The sequence below is a fragment of the Winogradskyella bathintestinalis genome, from assembly GCF_030407435.1.
In the GTDB taxonomy this organism is placed as follows: domain Bacteria; phylum Bacteroidota; class Bacteroidia; order Flavobacteriales; family Flavobacteriaceae; genus Winogradskyella; species Winogradskyella bathintestinalis.
Map to the genome: position 1 here is coordinate 151,632 of NZ_JASDDK010000001.1, position 21,508 is coordinate 173,139.

General features: G+C 32.6%; 19 protein-coding genes. 5 read left to right on the forward strand and 14 right to left on the reverse strand.

Annotated elements, in window-relative coordinates; genetic code table 11:
• Positions 1 to 2 precede the first annotated feature (2 nt).
• From QMA06_RS00530 to QMA06_RS00545, 4 genes are all read left to right on the forward strand, one after another.
• Positions 3 to 1,595: a 4Fe-4S binding protein gene (locus QMA06_RS00530; protein ID WP_290204931.1), complete on the forward strand. Its 1,593-nt coding sequence runs from the start codon at positions 3 to 5 to the stop codon at positions 1,593 to 1,595.
• Between the two features lie 208 nt (positions 1,596 to 1,803).
• The gene (locus QMA06_RS00535; RefSeq protein WP_290204932.1) at positions 1,804 to 2,493 is read left to right on the forward strand and encodes a glycosyltransferase family 2 protein; all 690 of its coding nucleotides are present in this window, start codon (positions 1,804 to 1,806) and stop codon (positions 2,491 to 2,493) included.
• Positions 2,493 to 3,983, forward strand: coding sequence for a cellulose synthase family protein (locus QMA06_RS00540; protein ID WP_290205746.1), 1,491 nt, complete (start codon positions 2,493 to 2,495; stop codon positions 3,981 to 3,983). The genes QMA06_RS00535 and QMA06_RS00540 overlap by 1 nt, the downstream gene beginning before the upstream one ends.
• Positions 3,980 to 5,371, forward strand: a complete 1,392-nt coding sequence (locus tag QMA06_RS00545) for a mannosyltransferase (RefSeq protein ID WP_290204933.1) — start codon at positions 3,980 to 3,982, stop codon at positions 5,369 to 5,371. The genes QMA06_RS00540 and QMA06_RS00545 overlap by 4 nt, the downstream gene beginning before the upstream one ends.
• 31 nt (positions 5,372 to 5,402) lie before the next feature.
• Here the strand turns inward: QMA06_RS00545 and QMA06_RS00550 are convergent, their stop codons facing one another.
• The 13 genes from QMA06_RS00550 to QMA06_RS00610 all read right to left on the reverse strand — a co-directional run bounded on the left by QMA06_RS00550 (position 5,403) and on the right by QMA06_RS00610 (position 17,623).
• Positions 5,403 to 5,774 (reverse strand): hypothetical protein, encoded by a 372-nt coding sequence (locus tag QMA06_RS00550; protein WP_290204934.1) that lies wholly within the window; start codon positions 5,772 to 5,774, stop codon positions 5,403 to 5,405.
• A 170-nt stretch (positions 5,775 to 5,944) separates the two neighbouring features.
• Positions 5,945 to 6,358: a VOC family protein gene (locus QMA06_RS00555; protein ID WP_290204935.1), complete on the reverse strand. Its 414-nt coding sequence runs from the start codon at positions 6,356 to 6,358 to the stop codon at positions 5,945 to 5,947.
• A 74-nt stretch (positions 6,359 to 6,432) separates the two neighbouring features.
• Positions 6,433 to 6,759 carry a hypothetical protein gene (locus QMA06_RS00560; protein WP_290204936.1) on the reverse strand — a complete coding sequence of 109 codons (327 nt, stop codon included), beginning with the start codon at positions 6,757 to 6,759 and terminating at the stop codon, positions 6,433 to 6,435.
• A 134-nt stretch (positions 6,760 to 6,893) separates the two neighbouring features.
• Positions 6,894 to 8,426 (reverse strand): carbon-nitrogen hydrolase family protein, encoded by a 1,533-nt coding sequence (locus QMA06_RS00565; protein ID WP_290204937.1) that lies wholly within the window; start codon positions 8,424 to 8,426, stop codon positions 6,894 to 6,896.
• Positions 8,426 to 9,403, reverse strand: coding sequence for a deoxyhypusine synthase family protein (locus QMA06_RS00570; protein WP_290204938.1), 978 nt, complete (start codon positions 9,401 to 9,403; stop codon positions 8,426 to 8,428). Before QMA06_RS00570 ends, QMA06_RS00565 begins: the two co-directional genes overlap by 1 nt.
• Entirely contained in the window at positions 9,393 to 10,334 is a 942-nt protein-coding gene (speB, locus tag QMA06_RS00575) for an agmatinase (RefSeq protein ID WP_290204939.1), read from the reverse strand. Before speB ends, QMA06_RS00570 begins: the two co-directional genes overlap by 11 nt.
• Positions 10,335 to 10,485: 151 nt before the next feature.
• Entirely contained in the window at positions 10,486 to 11,892 is a 1,407-nt protein-coding gene (locus QMA06_RS00580) for a type III PLP-dependent enzyme domain-containing protein (protein ID WP_290204940.1), read from the reverse strand.
• Between the two features lie 622 nt (positions 11,893 to 12,514).
• Positions 12,515 to 12,889, reverse strand: coding sequence for a hypothetical protein (locus tag QMA06_RS00585; RefSeq protein ID WP_290204941.1), 375 nt, complete (start codon positions 12,887 to 12,889; stop codon positions 12,515 to 12,517).
• A 117-nt stretch (positions 12,890 to 13,006) separates the two neighbouring features.
• The gene (locus QMA06_RS00590; RefSeq protein ID WP_290204942.1) at positions 13,007 to 13,855 is read right to left on the reverse strand and encodes a pseudouridine synthase; all 849 of its coding nucleotides are present in this window, start codon (positions 13,853 to 13,855) and stop codon (positions 13,007 to 13,009) included.
• A 97-nt stretch (positions 13,856 to 13,952) separates the two neighbouring features.
• Entirely contained in the window at positions 13,953 to 14,855 is a 903-nt protein-coding gene (locus QMA06_RS00595; protein WP_290204943.1) for a geranylgeranylglycerol-phosphate geranylgeranyltransferase, read from the reverse strand.
• 70 nt (positions 14,856 to 14,925) lie between these two features.
• A complete protein-coding gene (locus QMA06_RS00600) occupies positions 14,926 to 15,855 on the reverse strand; it encodes a mevalonate kinase family protein (protein ID WP_290204944.1) in 930 nt (309 codons plus the stop codon).
• A 40-nt stretch (positions 15,856 to 15,895) separates the two neighbouring features.
• Positions 15,896 to 16,990 carry a diphosphomevalonate/mevalonate 3,5-bisphosphate decarboxylase family protein gene (locus QMA06_RS00605; protein ID WP_290204945.1) on the reverse strand — a complete coding sequence of 365 codons (1,095 nt, stop codon included), beginning with the start codon at positions 16,988 to 16,990 and terminating at the stop codon, positions 15,896 to 15,898.
• 99 nt (positions 16,991 to 17,089) lie between these two features.
• Entirely contained in the window at positions 17,090 to 17,623 is a 534-nt protein-coding gene (locus QMA06_RS00610) for a DUF1697 domain-containing protein (RefSeq protein ID WP_290204946.1), read from the reverse strand.
• 401 nt (positions 17,624 to 18,024) lie between these two features.
• On the opposite strand from QMA06_RS00610, the gene QMA06_RS00615 reads away from it, so the two are divergent.
• Positions 18,025 to 20,307, forward strand: a complete 2,283-nt coding sequence (locus tag QMA06_RS00615; RefSeq protein WP_290204947.1) for a response regulator — start codon at positions 18,025 to 18,027, stop codon at positions 20,305 to 20,307.
• On the opposite strand, the gene QMA06_RS00620 is transcribed toward QMA06_RS00615, so the two are convergent.
• Positions 20,274 to 21,491 (reverse strand): BaiN/RdsA family NAD(P)/FAD-dependent oxidoreductase, encoded by a 1,218-nt coding sequence (locus QMA06_RS00620; protein ID WP_290204948.1) that lies wholly within the window; start codon positions 21,489 to 21,491, stop codon positions 20,274 to 20,276. The two genes, QMA06_RS00615 and QMA06_RS00620, sit on opposite strands and share 34 nt — an antisense overlap.
• Between the last annotated feature and the right edge of the window lie 17 nt (positions 21,492 to 21,508).

Consider the following 21,508-nt stretch of genomic DNA (forward strand, 5'->3'; position numbering starts at 1 on the left):
ACATGAATACACCAAAACCTAGCATGTCCCTTACCAAGCCTGAAGCATTTGATTTATCAGGAAAACAAAAGCTATCTACAGCAATTGGAATTTTAGGACTGATTATATTAGCACTTGCGGCGTTTAACGTTAATTTTCCATATAAACCCATCGTATTAACTGCGGCATTAGTAATGATTACTGCAGGCGTCGTATTGTTTACCAACGATTTGTATTTGGGCAAACATCCAGGGATTAAAAATGACGGTGTGATGTTCAAATCCATATCTTCTCGTGGACTATGGGCTTGGATTACGGGTATTGCATTAACTAGTTTCTATATTATATTATATTTTAAAGCAGCATGGCTCGGGATGGGTACTGATGGTGCTAATAATACAGGTTTAGTAGCATTGTTCGATCCTTTAAGTAGACTATTAAATGGTGGTCAAGCTAGCCAATGGTTTGTCTACGGTACACTTTATACTGTGGCGATTTTAGTATTTGGTTATAAGTTTTTGCTAAAATACAGACACAACCGCTATGAACGGTTGCGTACGTTTTCGGTTATGTTTTTTCAATTGGCATTTGCGTTCTTAATTCCTGAATTTATGGCGCGCTTAAATTCAGATACCTTCAGTTTACCGTATTACGATTTAAAAAACATCTGGCCATTAAATTATTATAATTTTGAACAGTATCGTGTAGATTCCTTTATAAGTGCAGGAGACATTGGGTTGGCTTTACTCATCTTCGGCATACTTTCAATTTTTGTAATTACTCCTATTTTAACGTTTAAATATGGTAAACGTTGGTATTGCTCTTGGGTTTGCGGTTGTGGAGGCTTAGCAGAAACTTCAGGTGATGCTTTTAGACATCTAAGCGACAAGCGCCAGTTTGCTTGGAATATAGAAAGATGGGTAGTACATAGTGTTGTGGTATTTGTAACGCTTATGACAACCGCTGTAATCTATTCTTATTTAGGCAATGATAGTAGTAAATATTGGCTAACTAAAAGTACGTTTCTGATCAGTGTTGCCACATTACTAACCGTTGTTTTTGCCTTAGTTATGATTTTTAAGCGAGACCAATTGGCTAAGGATGCCAAATATGGAGCAATTGGCTACTTTATTATTATCATGGTTTTAATAGGTATGCATTATTTAAATGGTTCTAATTTATTTTTATTTAAAGCAGAATCCTTAAGGCAATTTTATGGCTTTCTTATTGGGGCTATATTTTCTGGTGTTATAGGTACGGGCTTCTATCCTATTTTTGGAAATCGCGTATGGTGTCGTTTTGGTTGTCCGATGGCAGCCATTCTGGGATTTCAGCAGCGATTATTTTCTAAATTTAGAATTACAACTAATGGAGGTCAATGTATATCTTGTGGCAACTGTTCTACCTATTGTGAAATGGGAATAGATGTTAGAGCTTATGCTCAAAAAGGTGAAAACATTGTGCGCTCTAGTTGCGTTGGTTGTGGTATTTGTTCTGCGGTTTGCCCAAGAGGTGTGCTAAAATTAGAGAACGATTCCATGAAAGGACGTATTAATTCTAATGAAATTCTTTTAGGCAATGATGTCGATTTAATGGATTTATTAAATCAAAAATAAATCTCATTCACAGCAGCTTTATAACAATAATTATTTTCAAAGTCGTCGCAATTATATTAAGTATTTTATGATCTCTAAATAACTTAGAATATTATAAATATTTCGTTAGCAAAATTTGCAATAGAGCGTCCTTGTCTAAAAATATGATACCGAATTTTGTACGCGTTAAGCTTACAAACCCTTACTTTTGCACCTTCAAATTCATGAAATGCCCAATATTAAAGTCATAATTCCTGCTTATAACGAAGAAAAATCTATTGCTTTAGTTATAAAGGACATTCCAAAAATTGTAGACGAAATTATTGTAATAAGTAATAATTCAACAGATCTTACAGAAATTAATGCTCGAAATGCAGGCGCTACAGTCTTAGTAGAAAAACAAAAGGGGTACGGTTATGCCTGTTTAAAAGGTATGGACTACTTAGCTCAACAGGAAATTAAACCAGATATTATAGTTTTTTTGGATGGAGATTACAGCGATTACCCTGAGGAATTAACAAAAATAACACAACCGATATTACAAGATAATATTGATTTTGTCGTTGGTGCAAGAGTTAAAGAATTGCGTGAGGATGGCTCTATGACCACACCGCAGATTTTTGGTAATTGGCTAGCAACCAAATTGATGGCCCTATTTTTTAATTCAACATTTACGGATTTAGGTCCCTTTAGAGCGATTAAGTACCAAAAACTCTTGGACTTAAAAATGGAAGACAAAACTTATGGGTGGACCGTAGAGATGCAACTTAAAGTCTTAAAACAAAAACTGAGTTACAGAGAGATTCCTGTTCAGTACAGAAATAGAATAGGTGTCTCAAAAGTTTCAGGAACCATAAAAGGAGCTATCTTTGCAGGCGTAAAAATCCTGACATGGATTTTTAAATATAGTTTTAAGTGATCTATCTTCAATACACCATAATTGTAATTTATACAATTGCCATCGTGCTGATTTTTGCGTATGCTTTGGCGCAGTTAAATTTACTCTACAATTACCTTTCATCAAAAAAGAAAAGAGACGATTGCGATACGTTCGATTTTTCAAATTCTGAGGAAATTCCGATGGTAACCATTCAGCTTCCCGTATTTAATGAAATGTACGTTATGGAACGCTTATTAGATAATATCGCCTTATTACAATACCCACAAAATAAATTAGAAATTCAAGTTTTAGACGATTCAACAGATGAAACCGTTGAGACTACTAAAGCACACGTAGCTCAACTCGCTAAAACAGGTCTAGATATTAGACATATAACCAGAACTGATAGAACAGGCTTTAAAGCTGGTGCTTTAAAGGAAGGCTTAAAAATTGCCAAAGGTGAATATATCGCCATTTTTGATGCCGATTTTTTACCACAACCTAATTGGCTAAAGCGCACGATTCCTTATTTTAAAAATGAAAAAATTGGGGTTGTACAGACACGCTGGGGACATATTAACCGGGATTATTCGTTATTAACAAAAATTCAGGCGTTTGCTTTAGATGCCCATTTTACACTAGAGCAAGTCGGTAGAAATAGTAAAGGTCATTTCATTAATTTTAACGGCACGGCAGGGGTTTGGCGAAAAGCGTGTATTCTTGATGCTGGCAATTGGGAAGGTGACACACTAACCGAAGATTTAGATTTAAGTTATAGAGCACAATTAAAAAATTGGGAGTTTAAATACTTAGAGGATGTTGAAACGCCTGCAGAATTACCAATTGTTATCAGTGCAGCTCGTTCACAACAATTTCGTTGGAATAAAGGTGGTGCGGAGAACTTTAGAAAAATGCTTAAACGCGTTGTTAAGTCAGAGAACATTTCAACCAAAACCAAAATACATGGTTTATTGCATTTGTTAAATAGCACCATGTTCTTAAGCATATTTACTGTTGCAATTTTGAGTATTCCGATGTTGTATATTAAAAATGAATATGCTCATCTGCGCAATTACTTTTATATTATGAGTTTCTTTGTAATGAGCACCATTATATTCTTTGTCTGCTATTGGTTTATGTACAAAAGCATTTATGGTAGTGGTTTTAAGAAATTCTTTGGCTATATCGGTATGTTTTTTACGTTTTTTTCCATTGCCATGGGTTTTTCACTACATAATTCCATCGCTGTTTTAGAAGGACATGCAGGTAAACGAAGTGACTTCGTAAGAACACCGAAATTCAATTTAAGCAAGTATAAAGACAACTGGAAAAACAACAAATACTTACGTAAAAACTTGTCTCCAAATGTTATTATTGAAGGTATTTTAATGTTATACTTCGCTTTCGGTATGTACAGTGCGTTCGTAGTAGGCGACCAAGGAGGCGATTTCGGGTTATTTCCGTTTCATCTAATGCTCTTTATAGGTTTTGCTTACGTGTTTTTTAAATCTTTGAGTTCTAAAGTGTGATTGCGATTTGGAAATATCACAAAATTCCATGTCTATTTTTTATTCTTAGCTGTATCTTTTATGTATCGTTTGCTTATAATTTAGAGCGTCTCGATACTACCAAATTACTATGGCTGTATGTAGCGCTATTTGTATTTGCTTTTCAAATTATTAAAACATCTGGAATTAGTTTTTCGAATAAACTAAATACCCCATTCAAACTTTTAATAGTTTTCTCTGTTCTTTCACGGTTAATATTTCTTTTTGCTATTCCGAATTTATCACAAGATTTTTACCGTTTTATTTGGGATGGACGGATGGCACTCGAAGGTTTCAATCCCTATTTATACACACCTCATTCTTTTATAGAAAATGGAACATTTCCAATTCATCAGGCGCAAGAATTATATGATGGTATGGGTAGTCTAAGTGCTTCGCATTTTACCAATTACCCACCAATTAATCAACTTTGTTTTACGATTGCTGCACTATTTTCTGGGAATAGTATTATAGGTTCTGTTATTGTAATGCGACTTATAATCATTGCAGCAGATATCGGTGTTTTATATTTTGGAAGAAAATTATTACAACGTTTAAAACTGCCTACAGGAAGAATTTTTTGGTATTTGTTAAACCCGTTTATAATTATTGAACTAACAGGCAATCTTCACTTTGAAGGTGTCATGATTTTCTTTCTAGTATGGTCATTATATTTGTTACATGTAGGAAAATGGAAATGGGCCGCTGTAATTTTGGCCTGTTCTATTTCTGTAAAATTGATTCCATTGATGCTTTTACCATTATTTTTTAATTGGTTCACTAATAATTCGCTCAGTGACCGAAAAGAAAAACTAAATCTATTTAAGTTAATAATTTTTTATACGATTATTGGTGTAATAACATTGTTATTCTTCCTTCCATTCTTCTCCATAGAATTCATTACAAATTACTCAAAAACAGTAGGGCTTTGGTTTGGTAATTTTGAATTTAATGCCAGCATTTATTATTTAGCAAGAGCCATTGGCTATGCTATTACTGGATATAACGAAATTGCTATTATTGGTAAAATTCTACCTTTAATATCAGTTCTTATCATACTTGGATTTACATTCTTTAAACGGAATAATAGCTTGCAAAAACTTATTACCTCTATGTTATTGGTATTTACATGTTACTTGTTTTTGAGTACAACTGTACACCCATGGTATATTGCAACTTTAGTAATTCTTAGTACATTTACTGACTACAAATTTCCTTTTATTTGGTCTTTGGTGGTTGTGTTAAGTTATTTGGCATACTCTAATATGGCAAATTCTGAGAACCTTTGGGCTATTGCTTTAGAATATAGTATTGTAGTTTCAGTTTTTGTATGGGAAGTATTTATAAAAAAAAGACCGCTAGCTTACTAACAGTCTCATCTTTATCTAATTAACGCATTATTTACAACTTCTTAACTTTAATAATTTTGTAGCTTTCAAATATTTCAACGTAGCCATTTTCGTCTTCTTCTTCGAATTCTGTGATTTCATATGTAATCTCAAAACGTTTGCCAATCATGTCTTTAGACTGTAAATTTCCCGCTTTCAGAGCCTCTTCGGTAATTTCAGAAAAATAGACGGTTTCCTCACTATCTTCATCTTCTGTTTCTTGAGTAATTATAAAAGCGTAACCATCGTCCGCATCGTAGCCATCAAAAGTGGCAGCGGTAGTTACCTTCATTTTATCTTGAAGTCTCTCCTTAGATATTGAAAATGCATTTGCGCTTAAAACCATTACCATAAGCACAAACACTGTTATTTTTTTAGCATTCATCGCAATAAATTTTTATACTGAAATATTTCAGCACGGATTAATTTTTAGATTGTGGTTTTCGGGATTTTGCCACCTCAAGCCCAAATGCTTTTAGATTACAACCTTTTGGTTATAAATACTGTGGACACTTTTTAAGAATTTATTTTTTGTTTAATTCAATTTAAGCAACATTATACGTTAAACATTTCTGTAGCATCTTTAAAGCTCTTAAATTCTAACATATAATCGTTAGAATCTTTAATGAAGAAAGATAAATGTTCTCCAGTTTTGTCTTTTAAAAACGTGGTTTGAGTGACCACCTTTAGATTTAAATGATTAAGTTTTGCATAGAGTTCACCCCATTGTTCTACATCTACAATAACACCAAAATGAAATGATGGCAACATTTTACCTTCAAATACATAATTTGGACTATTGAAATTAAATTTTTCAGCTTGAATAAAAGTAAGTTGATGACCAAACAGATTAATATCAACCCAGTTCTCGCTTGTTCTTCCTAGAGAAGCACCAATGTTATTAATATAGAAACTTTTAGTATCCTCTATATTTAAACATGGTAAAGACATGTGAAATGCTGTTTCCATAATTTAACCATTTTAAATTTATAACAAATTAATATACAGTAAATTACAAAATATTATCGTGTAGCACCACTATTTTAGCCGAAATCTTCGTCTTCAGCTCCTGGTTCTAAATCTGGATCTACTACAGCATCTGGATCATCATCTTCAAAATCTTCATAATCCTCTTCGTCGTAATTCTCCATAGTCTGTTCTAGCTTTGTACTCACTTTTACTAAATATTTAGTATCTTCAGTAGTGACTTCGACCGCTTCAACAGTTTCATTTTTTGCATTTTTAAACGAAACAATTTGGCCGTCATCATATCCATCAGGATATCTTTCCACTAAAAGTGCTAGGATTTCAGGTGTTAATTTTTTAAAATCAACTATAACTCGTTTTAAATGTGCGTCTTTTGGTTTCATTAAGTAATCTCTATTTTTTCAATTTTCTATTTATCAGAAGTGACCTCCAATTTTGTGTGTAAAGGTATAAATTCAACCATAAATTTATTATCCTTTTGAATATTTCTGAGGCTATTTTTTTTTAAATATAATACTTATTTACTAACTCGAATAACATCGTAAACATCTTTTCTACGATCTTTTAGATTTTTTACGGCACCAAAAGCATGTAACTCCCTTAACAGACTTAAATCTACATCTGCTACTAAAATCATTTCAGTGTTTGTTGTAGCTTCTGCTTTTATACCATTACTTGGAAACGAGAAGTCACATGGCGTAAATACGGCAGATTGCGCATATTGAATGTCCATATTGTTTACATTTGGTAAATTACCAACGCTTCCAGCAATGGCCACATAACATTCATTCTCTATTGCCCTTGCTTGTGAGCACAAGCGGACTCTCGAATACCCGTTTTGCGTGTCGGTTAAAAACGGTATAAACAGAATATCCATACCTTCATCGGACAACAATCTTGACAATTCAGGAAATTCGGAATCATAACAAATTAAAACTCCTATTTTACCACAATCGGTGTCAAAAGTTTTTAGTTGATGGCCAGGTTGCATCCCCCAAACTTTGGCTTCGTCTGGAGTTACATGTATTTTCTCATATCGTTCCGAACTGCCATCCCTTCTGCACAAGTACCCGACATTATAAAGTTTATCGTCGATAAGTTCTGGCATGCTACCTGTAATAATATTGATATTATAAGAGATAGATAATTGTTGCATCTTTTCAACTATAATCGTCGTGTATTTTGCCAATTCTCTAATAGCATCTGGCTCGTACATGTGATTGTATTTTGCCATTAATGGGGCATTGAAAAACTCTGGAAACAAAGCAAAATCAGACCTGTACGCTGCAACGCTATCTACAAAATATTCTACTTGCTGCATTAAATCCTCCAAACTGTTATAGGTACGCATTTGCCATTGAATCAATCCCAAGCGTACAATGGTTTTTACAGAACTTGCCTTTTTACTTTTTTTAGTATAATAGATATTGTCCCATTCCATTAAGACCGCATATTCGCTGGAAGCTGTATCACCTTCTAAATATCCTTTAATAATTCGTAATGGATGAAAATCATTTGAAATTTGAAAGTTTAAAACCGGATCATGAATTTCCTTATGTCTTACTTTTTCAATATATTCCTTTGGTGTTAATTCACTTTGAAATTTATGATAGTTTGGCATTCTACCACCAAAAACAATCCCTTTAAGATTTAGATTTTCACAAAGTTCTTTTCTGTAGTCATATAAACGACGTCCCAATCTTAGACCTCGATATTCTGGTTTAATAAAAACATCAATACCATATAAAACATCACCGAATTCATCGTGATTATTAAATTTATCACCTTCAATGATATCCGCATAAGTATGGTTATCCTCCACCTTATCATAATCTACAATTAGCGATAATGCACAGCCGGCAATATTACCATCGATTTTAATAACTACTTGTCCTTGCGGAAAAATCGTTGTTAACCGTTCGATGTGCTGTTTTTTCCAATAGGAATTTAAAACGCCTCCATAAGATTCTAAGGTTGCTGATTTTAATTCTTCAAAATCATCAACCGTTAAAAACTTCAATTCTATATTTTCAATCCTCTGATCTTCCATTACATATCTAAAAGATAAGCAAAAATTAACGGAGCAACAATGGTTGCATCACTTTCAATAATAAATTTTGGTGTGTTTATATCTAATTTTCCCCAAGTAATTTTCTCGTTTGGTACAGCTCCAGAATACGATCCGTAACTGGTAGTACTATCACTTATTTGGCAAAAATAACTCCAGAATGGTGTTTCTGGTCGTTCCATATCTTGATATAACATCGGTACGACACAAATAGGAAAGTCTCCTGCAATACCACCTCCAATCTGGAAGAAACCGATACCATTTTGAGAATTATCCGTGTACCAATCGGCCAAGAATGTCATGTACTCAATACCAGACTTCATTGTACTTGCTTTCAATTCGCCTTTAAGAACGTAGCTTGCAAAAATATTCCCCATAGTACTATCTTCCCACCCAGGGCAGATAATAGGTAGATTTTTTTCTGCAGCTGCATACATCCAAGAATCCTTAATATCTATTTCGTAATGCTCTTCTAAAACACCAGATAATAATAATTTGTACATATACTCATGTGGTAAATAGCGTTCGCCTTTGGCTTCAGCGTCTTTCCAAATTTTTACAATATGTTCTTGAATTCTTCTAAACGCTTCTTCTTCAGGGATACAGGTATCCGTTACACGATTTAAGCCTTTTTCTAACAAATCCCACTCATCTTGAGGTGTTAAATCTCTATAATTAGGGACACGCTTGTAATGAGAATGTGCTACCAAGTTCATGATGTCTTCTTCCAGATTTGCACCTGTACAAGACACTATTTGTACTTTGTCTTGACGAATCATTTCTGCAAATATCTTACCTAATTCCGCAGTACTCATCGCACCCGCCAGAGACACCAACATCTTGGCACCCGAATTTAATTGTTCTTCATATCCCTTTGCTGCATCCACTAAAGCTGCCGCATTAAAGTGTAAATAATATTTTTCTATAAATTTTGAAATCTCTCCTTTATTAGTAGTCATCTTCTGTATTAAATTTAGATTTTTTATTTCCTTCTTGGTTTGAATTGCTAAAGTTACTTTCAAAAGTATCTTCTATATTTTCATCTTGAAATTTATAGCTCAACATTTTGTAATATAATTTTGCGGCTAAGAAATCTGAAGACTTATCGTTTTCATTTGGACATAATTCTACGATATCAAATCCTACCACATTTTTTTCTGCAAAAACTTGTTTTAAAAATTCCAAAGTTTCGTAATACAATAAACCTCCTGGTTCTGGTGTACCTGTACTTGGCATAATTGAAGGATCGAAAGCATCTAAATCAAATGTTATAAATACATTTTCTGTCATTTGATCAATTGCCGAATCCATCCAACTATCATCCACAGCCATTTCGTGAGCGAAGTAGGTTTTTTCTTCATCCATAACGGTTTTTTCAATACTATCCATAGAGCGAATACCAACCTGAATTAAATTGGTCGTTTGACTAGCTTCATAAACGGCGCACGCGTGGTTACAAGTAGAACCTTCGTAGCTTTCACGTAAATCTGCATGTGCATCGATATGTAAAACAGTTAAATCCTCAAACATCTCGTTAAAAGCTCTAATCGTTCCTATAGATACAGAATGCTCTCCACCAAAAACAGTTACAAATTTGTTTTTCTTAATGTATTTTTTAGTAGCCTGATGAACCGCTTCTACCATCGCTTCTGGTGACGTATTTTCGGTAACAGCATCTGCTAAAAATACACCTTGTTGGTAAACTTCTGAGTCGGTTTCAATATCATAAAGTTCCATATTTGCCGACGCATCTAAAAATGCATCAGGTCCTTTATCAGCACCTTTTTGCCATGTACTAGTGCCATCAAAAGGTACAGGAATTAATACGATTTTAGCCGTTTCTAATTTTGCTAATTCTTCTGGAATGCCAGCGTAAGTTTTTGTTTTCATGTGTACTTCCCGTACTAACGGGAATCTTATTAATTGTTATACTTAAAAAAAACACCTTTAAAGTCCAATTAAGAGGACAATTATAAAATAGGTATAATTTTTTACTTTAATTTATATTTTAAAGAAGACCTATAGGCCTATTCGTTTTTTATTAATTATTATCCGTTTTATACCCCAAAATATCCAACAAATTTTCACTTTTCTGTTGCTCGGCAAATACTTTAGTTGATAAGTTTCCGTTTTCATCTTTTTGAATTAGAATATGCTTTGGTGTGGGAATTAAACAATGTTGCAAACCTCCAAAACCACCAATAGTTTCTTGGTAAGCTCCAGTGTTGAAAAAGCCAATATACAAGTCTTTATCCTTGTTATATTTTGGTAAATAAATGGCGTTAGTATGCTGCTCGCTATTGTAATAATCGTCACTATCGCATGTTAAACCACCTAACAAAACACGTTCATAACTGTCGTGCCAACGGTTAATTGGCAGCATAATAAAACGTTTGTTGATGGCCCATGTATCTGGTAAGGTTGTGATGAATGATGAATTAATCATATTCCACTTTTCACGATCGTTTTGTTGTTTTTGATAAAGGATTTTGTAAAGTGCTCCACCGCTCTCGCCCACTGTAAAACTTCCGAATTCTGTAAAAATGTTTGGTGTATCCACCTCTTCTTCGTCACAAACCAACTTAATCTGATTTACAATTTCATCGACCATATACGCATAGTCAAAATCGAAAGCCAAAGAGTTTTTTATAGGAAATCCTCCACCAATATTCAAACTATTTAATGATGGACAAATTTTCTTTAATGAGGTGTAAACTTTCAAACATTTATGTAATTCATTCCAATAATAGGCGTTGTCTCTAATCCCCGTATTGATAAAAAAGTGCAGCATTTTTAACTCTACTTTTTTATTATCTTGAATTTGACTCTTGTAAAATGGTACAATATTCTTGTAACCAATTCCTAAGCGAGACGTATAAAATTCAAATTTTGGCTCTTCTTCGGAAGCTATTCTAATACCAACTTGAAATTTGCCTTTTATTTCTTCGGACAGTAAATCGAGTTCTTCGTAATTATCTATAATGGGAATGACATTTTTATGGCCATCATTTATAAGATCGGCAATATTATTAATGTATTGTTCACGTTTAAAACCGTTGCTCAACACATAGGTATTGTCGTTTATTTTTCCTTCTTTTTTAAGGGAACGAACAATATCAATATCGAAAGCCGAAGACGTTTCAATATGAATATCATTGGTTAGCGCTTCATCTAAAACATGTTTAAAGTGCGAACTCTTAGTACAGTAACAATAGTTGTACTTGCCTTTATAATTATGTTTTTTAAAAGCATCAGCAAACCATGTTTTGGCCCGTTGTATATTATTGGATATTTGCGGTAAATAAGTAAATTTTAATGGCACACCATAGTCCTCGACTAATTTCATTAAGTCAATATCATGGAAATGCAGCGCTTTGTCCTCAAGTTTAAATTCGTCTTGTGGAAAGTGAAAGGATTGATCGATAAGATCAATATATTTATTGTTCATGTGAAGTATTAATAATTCAGGTTAAAATAAAAAATATAAGCGTAAACTATGTTAAGATTACGTTATATCATACCTGAATTTGGCTTTGAGTAGTAGGCACAAAACCATAGATATGCTGACTGGCAGCAATGGTAAAAACGGAAGTTAGCTCTAAAATTCGGTTACTTAACCTGTAAGCTGCTTTTGAATATGACTTCCTAATTTTCAAAAGCCCGAACATAAAAACATATTTCAATTGTTCAGCTAAAATTGGTTTAATAATCGTGTTGAGACCTTACCAATTTTGGCAACAAATGTAAATTATTTTTTAATACCTAAAACATTTTTTTATTTTTTTTAAAACATTCTTAAAACACTAGTTTTTAAGGTCTTTAGCAAAAAAAAAAAAAATGCAATAAACTAAACCATGCATGTTCAAATAAATTTATGAGGTTTGAAAATAAAGTGATTTGAAAGATAATATTTCAAATCACTCAAAATCAGATCGGACTCTGGGTCCTATGCTATGAGAACGATGTCTAATAGATTTAATTTTTTAGAAATAAGTATTGGTACTTATATTAACGTCTTTGAAGGATTTCTCTAATTAAAATCTAAATTAAAGCTTACTACAAACACATTTCTAGTTAATTACCAACAAATTGTCCGCATCTACCTCTAATTCTACAATGTCGCAATTTGAAAGGCTTAATTGAACTTTTTGACCATAGTTAACGGAATTAGAGACTACTAGCACCACCTCATTGCTAGAAAGTTCAACATAACTACTATTAGCCGTAGCAATGACATTTTGAGAATGCAATTGACTATAATCTAAAGCATAAATAGTGAAATCGAAATTATTGGTGCCGTTATTTGTTAATCTAACTTTAGGCAAATCATCAACACACGTTAGCATTTCTGGGGGTGAAAATTCTGAATTTTCAGCAAAATTTGGAGAATCTGTTGTACAATTTACCATAAGTAAAAGCACAAAAAGTAGTCTTACATTTTTCATAAGTAGGTTATTTTTTCATTCTATTTGGGGCTGCAATATAGAAAAAACCTCTAATTAGTCGGTAAAAAGATGAATTTATTCGACAAACGGTATGTTATCAAATGGTTAAGCCATTTTTTATAACATTTTTAAAGTACTTACTTCTTGTTCGGTAAGATGCTTCCAATGACCACGAGGAATATCTTTTTTAGTTAAATGACCAATAGCAACACAATCGATTTTTACAATATCGTAATTAAAATGATCGAAAATAGTACGTAGAATAGTATTACCTGTATTTTTAATTTTTATACCCACTTGGTTTTTAGATTCACCCTGAATATAACTAATCTCTTCCACAGTAATTAATTTGCCTTCCACTTTAAAACCTTCTTCGATCTTTTTTAAATCTTCGAATTTTAAATTTTTGTCTAATTCAACTTGAAATAAACGTGCCACACCTTTTTTAGAATTAGTGAATTTCTGTACCACGTTATCATCATTTGTAAACAACAGCAACCCTAAAGAATTACGACCTAAACGCCCAATGGGTTTTATGTTCGCATTAGTGGCATTGGCTACTAAATCCATAACGGTTCTCCCTTTGCCTTCAGCTGTAGTGGTTGCAAATCCTTTTGGCTTATTCAGTAAGACATAAACCTTTGCCTCTGGCGTAATGCGTTGACCATCAAATCGGACTTCATCTGTCCGTTTTACTTTATAACCCATTTCGTTAATTACCTTACCGTTAACCGTTACCAAGCCAATGGCAATGTTTTCATCGGCTTCACGACGCGAGCACATCCCTGAGTTAGCAATATATTTGTTTAAACGAATCTCCTCTGAATTAGTAGATTGTTTTACGGATTGTGTTTTCTTTTTAAAAGGAGCATTCCCTCTAGCATAACTTTTTATTTTGCTATTCGCATTTCCTCTTCCTGATGTTTTTCCTTTTCCTTTTCCTGTGCTATCTTGATTTCTGCTCATAGTTTAATTTTTTGCAAAGTTATAACAATAGTTTTCAACTTTTGATTATTGTTTTCATTTAAAAGCATACAATGTTCTGAAAATAAATGATTACATCTTAAATTCTATTTAAAACCACAGAAACATCTATTAATAAAATAGAAAATACACCAGCAACAATAATAAATTTTAAAATATTATGAAGAATTAAATAATCGGTTTTCTTATTTGATTTTAATAAAAAAATGAGATATATAGATAATAATCCCATACTAAGATAGAAGTAATAAAACATATGGCCGATACTAAAAAAAGAAACGAGCAGCACCGCCGAAATTATGGTAAGCATACCAACTACGGTTAGCATTTGCTTAGACACTTTTTCACCATAAACTACCGGAATTGTTCTATAATTTAAGGCCAAATCTCCTCTTATATTTTCCAAATCCTTGGTTAATTCGCGCATATAAATCAACAAAAATAGAAATATACCATGCGCAAAAACAACCAATTCAAAATTTTTATAATAAATAAAAATCACAAAAAATGGGGTAACTGTTAATATCGCTGAGACAATATTACCAATCATTGGTTGCTTTTTAAAGCGATGTGAATAAAACCAAATAGCGAAAATATAAATCGCAAAAAAGACTACTGCCTTGAAAGATACATAACTTGCAAAAACAACCGCCAAAAAATTAAGCGTAAAATAAAATGATAACTTCGTATTTTGACTTACCAAACGATCTAACATCGTTTTTCTGGGCTTGTTGATTAAATCTTTTTCCGAATCGTAGAAGTTATTAATGATGTAACCGCCTGCTATTGTTGCTGACGACGCCATTACAAGCATTAATAGATTAAGGTCTAAAAGTACAGCTTTTAGTGGCTTATCGTGAGCAAAAATATAAATAGAAGCTAAGTACTGAGCAATGACTATTACGAGAATATTATAACCTCGAACGACTGAAAACAGGCTAAAAAATTTAAGAAGAATATGTTTCTGCCGTCTTGATAACATAAATTGCTTTAATTAAAAAAACCTCACAAGTTTTAATAACTAGTGAGGTTCGTATATTATATAATGCGTTTTAGAAGTTATATACCACTTCTAACTTTTGGCCTTTCAGAGCTTCTTTAGCTTTGTCTAAGTTTTCGGTAAAGCCTAAAATATAACCACCTCCACCAGAGCCACAAAGTTTTAAATAATAGTCGTTGGTTTCAAGACCTTTTTTCCATAGTTCATGAAATTGAGCCGGAATCATAGGCTTAAAGTTATTTAGCACTACTTTAGATAATTGTTTAGTATTCTTAAACAAAGATTTTATATCACCTTTTAAGAAATCGTCCACACAAGCGTCGGTATGTTTTATAAACTGGTCTTTAAGCATGCTACGAAACCCTTCGTTCTTCATGTTTTCCATAAAAATGCTAACCATTGGAGCCGTTTCACCAACTACACCACTGTCTAATAAAAATACGGCACCTTTTCCGTCTGTCTGTTGAGAAGGAATTCCAGTAGCCTCAATATGATCTTTAGAGTTAATTAAAATAGGAAGACTTAAATAGCTATTTAAAGGATCTAACCCCGAAGATTTTCCGTGGAAAAAAGATTCCATTTCAGAAAATATCATTTTAAGTTTTAATAATTTTTCTCTTGTAAGATTCTCTAAAATAGTAATTTTATCTGTAGCATATTTATCATAAATTGCTGCGACTAAAGCTCCACTACTACCTACCCCATAACCTTGAGGAATAGAAGAATCAAAATACATTCCGCTGTCCACATCACTTTGTAAAGCCTTAATATCGAATGTCACTAATTCTTTATCTAGATCATTTAAGTAAGCTACAAAACGTCTTAAACTGGCGTTAGATTCTTGAGCCAATTTATTAGGATTTTTATCTACTTTTAAAGCCCCATTATAAAAATTATAAGGAATAGATAAGCCTTTAGAATCTTTAATAATTCCGTACTCTCCGAATAAAAGAATCTTTGAATAAAATAATGGTCCTTTCATGATTTAATAGCTGTTACTTTAACAAATATACGTATTATAATTAAACTTGGTTGGCGCCAAATCCAATTTTGTCGCAAATATAATGTTCATTTTGACAATAGCTAATTAATTCATTTTTAATAAATTCAAGAACAGATTTGCTTTCATTTTGCGGATATAATACATGCACATTAGCACCAGCATCTAAAGTAAAACAGACTTTAGAATTTGTTTTTTCCCTAAATTCCCAGATTTTATTTATAATTTCTAATGTGTTTGGTTTCATTAGTATGAAATAAGGCATACTTGTCATCATCATAGCATGCAACGTTAAAGCTTCGCTTTCCACAATTTTAATGAATTCGTCTAAATCTCCAGACGCTAAAATTGCTTTGAGAGCCGCCAAATTGGTGTGTGCTTGCTCAAAACGTGTTTCGGCAAATGGATGACCATACATTAACTGATGACCAACAGTACTACTTACCTGCTTTTCACCTTTATCGACCAATAAAATAGTGTCTTGAAAATTATTAAAATTTGAATGCACTTCACCTTCAAATTTCACTCCATATAAGTCTGAACTTTCAGCAATACTCTCATTTTTCCCCCAAACTACGAGCTCCCCTTCAATACTTCTACAGGCACTTCCTGAGCCTAATCTAGCTAAAAATGACGCTTTTTGATTGAATGCCTTTTCTGAAATCTCAACGTCGCTTAATAAGCGTTCAATACTCATTAGGCACAAAGCTATTGCGCTCATTCCGGATGCTGAAGACGCTATTCCTGAACTGTGAGGGAACGTATTTGACGTTTCAATTTTGAAATGATAATCTCTTAAAAACGGCATATAAGTTTCAATGCGCTCAAAAAAAGTTTGAATTTTAGGTTTGAAGGCTTCATTTTTATTTCCTTCAAAATAGATATCGAAACTCAAACCTGATGTCGCTTTAGTTATGAGGTCTTTTTTAGTAAAGTTGATTTCGGTAATTGTTTTACAATCTGAAAGCGTAAAACTTATCGATGGATTTTCAGGAATTTGATGTTCCTTTTTTCCCCAATACTTTACTAAAGCAATGTTACTTGGCGACTCCCATTTTACGGAACCGTTATTTATTTTTGAATTGTAGGTTTTCAGGATAAAGTCTTCTGCTGTCATAGTCTACCATATATCTCAGAAAGTCTGCATTACAGCAAACTTTAATGTTTTTTAATCTTAAGCGCACAAAAATACGTAAATTATATACGTTCTTATTTTTTATTCCCTAGAGAGCGCCTGCAATTTTATCATGGTTTTATAATTTCGAGCTGTGGCTATTACTTTTAATTTCTTTTCAAACCAATTGACCCCCAATTTTGCTTTTCCTGCACCTAATGAATAATATATATAAACACAATTTTCAGTGATTATAAATTCTTCATTGGGAAAATTTTGTTTAGCTATAGCTTCTATCAATGTAGCCTCAGGAGGTTGTTTCAAGATTATGAAATAGCTGTTCGTTTTTTTTTCTTCCGAGAAAGGACAATTATTTAAGATCGATTCCAATACTAACGGCGTTCTTATCAAAATATGCACCTCAAAACCGAAATGGTTTAAAATTGATTTTTGAATGTTTTTTTCTAAATTTTCTAAATTCTTATTTGATGATTGAAATATAACATTTCCACTTTGAATGTAACTTTGGACATTTTTTAATCCTAATTGGGTGAGTAAATTTCTTAACTCAACCATGGGAACTTTTTTGTGTCCACCGACATTAATACCTCTAAGAAATGCGATGTATGTAATCATATAATAAACCTAATCATTTTAAAACATTTCTATTTCTTTATAGTAAAAATATAGTTTATAGAATAAGGATAAAAACAAAGTGTGAACGTATAAATTTCCATTCGGTGAAATACAGAATTTTTTATCCCCTCTATTTTCAACAACTAATCGCCTCTTCTATAATCATTCATTAAAGATTGTTGCAACGTTTGCCATACCACTGAGCATTAAGTCATACTAATGAAGTTATTGTATGTTTACTTTGAAACTAATTTTTAGATTTTGCTAATTTTCTAATCTATAACCTCATATTTTCTTCTAATTTGAAGGGCTTATAAAATCCACAAAATGCAAATAAATACGATAAAATGTTGCACCCTTAAAGAAATAATGTAGTTTTACCGTATTAATAGTATAATGCCATGTGTTTTCCCAAATCGAACATTGCAATTATTTTGTTTGTAATTCTATTTTTACAAGGGTTTAAATTACAAGCCCAACAACCACTTATAAACGCTGATAGCAATTCTACTTTCATATTTGATAACTATAAACTTGATTTATTGGTAAAAAACGACAGTTTGTATAAAGCGACGTTATTACTCACCGATGCTATTAGTTATTCTCAGAAACATCGTATAAAACCACTAGAAGCCAAGGCTTATGACGCACTAGGTATCGTATTATCTAAAATGTCTAATTTCAATAATGCTGAATCTTACCACAATAAAGCGTTAAAAATTCACGATTCCCTTAACGATACAAAAGGGATAGATCGTTCGTTATCGGGTTTATTAAATACTTATGTCTATTCTAAAAATTACGACAAATTTGACAGCATTTATCCAAGAGCAGAAGCAGTATCTAAAGCTCTAAATAGCGAAATTTATTTTATAAATCTGGAATATAAGATTAAAAAAGATTATTTCTGCAACGATAATAAAAGTATGCTGATTTATAGCGATCTTGGTTTAGAAGCGCTTACGACCACCGATTTTAAAACCTTAAATTATTCTAACAGTTACCGTACTGAAAATTTGAAAGAAAATTTATTTCAGTCTTATCAGTATCATAAAGCGCTTGCAAAGGTTAAATTATCAGAATTTAAAGCTGATGGCTTTAATTTACTATTCGCTCTAAATGAAGAAAAGTTAAAAGCGTCATTAGATACAGATATTACGTCTTACCGCAAGTTAGCCACTTTAAATTATTATAAGTATCTCTATTATACAAATAATATCAAAAATTTAGATTCTGCTAATAAATATTTATTAAAATCTGATGCTTATAAATATAAAGCTTTGGTAAATGTAGCTACCAATAATACCAGAAATGGTGAATTGATTTCTAAAATTATTAATTCGGAGCAAAAGTTAGCCCTATCTAACGAAATTAGAAATAGAGATGCACAAACCTCTCATATTTTCTTATTAAGTACAATTATTACAAGTATACTTTTGGCGGTTGTACTTACTTCATTTTATGTCTATTTTAAAGCCAGAAAAAATATTGTAAAAATTAACAGTGCCTTGCAAGCTTCTAATAAAAAACTGATAGCCATTGATAAAAACCGATTAGAGTTTTTCTCTATTTTAAGCCATGAATTGCGAACACCAATTTACGGAATTAACGGATTAGCCACACTCATTGAGCAGGAAGAAAATCCAGAAAAAAAACAGCATTATTTAAACTCATTGATATCTTCTAGTAGTTATATTTCTACACTAATCGATAATATATTACAAGCCAATAAATTAAAGTTTGAACAGAAAACACTTCACCTAAAACCAGCCAGAATAGAAAATGTTGTAAAATATGTTTTAAGTACCGTTGAAATTGCGGCCAAAAACAAAGGATTAGACATCAGTTGCCATATTGATCCGTCTAATGAAGGTGAACATATCTTAATTGATAAGATCGCTTTTAGTCAAATTTTAATCAACTTAATTTATAATGCCATTAGATATACTTTTGAGGGTGGCATAAAAATTAATGTGTTGCTTGTAAAACGAACCTTGGGACATGTCACTTTAAAATTTGAAATTGAGGATACTGGAATTGGCATTAAAGAAGAGCATCGTTCTGTTGTTTTTAGCGCTTTTGAAAATAAAGCATTTTTAAGTAAAAATAGTAGTGGTTCAGGATTAGGGTTATTTATTGTAAAAACGCTATTACAAAGTCATAATTCTAATATCGATTTTATTTCTGAACCTGGAAAAGGCACCACCTTCTTTTTTGAAACCACCTTTAAAATTGCTGAAGATAAACACAACACAAAAACTGCTATACCGAATTTTCATAGAAATATGCAAGTTTTAGTGGTTGATGATAATAAAATCAACTTACTCATTACCAAAAAGAACATTGAAAAAATAGGTTGTTATAATTGTGAAATAGCTACTAATGGCCGCGAAGCCATTTCCATGATTAAGCAAAAAGATTTTGATCTAATTTTAATGGATATTAATATGCCAGATATGGACGGTTTTGAAGCCACTAAACATATTAGAATGTTCAATCCTACGGTTCCCGTAATTGCTTTAACGGCCCTAAATTCTGCTGAAATATTAATTAAATCTCAAGCATCCGGAATTAACCAAATCATTACAAAACCTTATGTTTTCGATGATTTTAAAGATATTGTATTAGCACATACCGATGCTGATATCAACTATGTAAAATCTAAAGACATTGCTACAATGTAGGCGCCTGTCCATGCGTTCTGAAAATTAAATCCACCTGTTACCGCATCTACATTGATCACTTCACCTGCAAAATAAAGATTGGGAATTAGTTTACTTTCAAAAGTTTTAAAGTTTACGTCTTTTAAATCTACACCACCAGCTGTTACAAATTCTTCTTTAAAAGTGCTTTTTCCTGATACCTGAAACACGGCTTTGGTAAGTTGATTAGCTAGAGCTTCTAATTGCTGCTTATTTATATCTGCCCAGCGTTCGGATTCTTCAATATTTGAAGCCGAAATTAATGACTTCCACAGTCGTTTTGGCAAATCGAATTGGGTTAATTTAATTACTGTTTTTTTAGCAAAATCTTGTTTGCATAATTTTAAATGTTCTAAACAGGTCGCGAAATCTAATTGAATAAAATTAACTTCAATTTTAAAATTATAATTTCGTTTTGCTAATTCTACAGCTCCAAAAGCAGATAGCTTTAGAATGGCTGGTGCACTCATACCGACATGTGTAATTAATAACGGCCCTTGCGATTCTAAATTTGTGCCGACCACTTTAATGTCAACATTTTTGGCAACAACTCCAGGTATATCTTTAATACGCTTATCCTTTATATCGAACGTAAATAACGATGGAACTGGCGGAACAATGGTATGGCCCAAATCTTCAAGTAACTTCCAGATTTTAGGATTACTACCTGTTGTCACTACTATTTTTTTTGATTGAAAGACACCTTGAGAAGTTTCAATTTTAAAACCATTTTCCGAAGACTGCAAAGTTTTAACTGCGTGATTATATAATACCTCAACTTGATGTTGCTTTGCTTCATTTAGGAAACAATCAATTATAGTTTGTGACGTATTTGAAACCGGAAACATGCGCCCATCTTCCTCTATCTTCAATTCTACCCCGCGTTCTTCAAACCAAGCGATGGTATCGCCTGTCATGAAAGTGTGAAACGGGCCTAATAATTCTTTTTCGCCACGTGGATAATTCAACACTAATTCGGAAGGTATAAATTCCGCATGCGTAACATTGCATCGACCACCACCTGAGATTTTCACTTTTTGCAAACCTTCTTTTCCGCGTTCTAAAATTGCTACTGACAACCTTGGGTTCTGCTCAGCGATATTAATAGCTGCAAAAAAACCTGCTGCACCTCCACCAATAATTATAACATCCTTAGTAGTTACCATCTCGGAGTTTTAAAAGT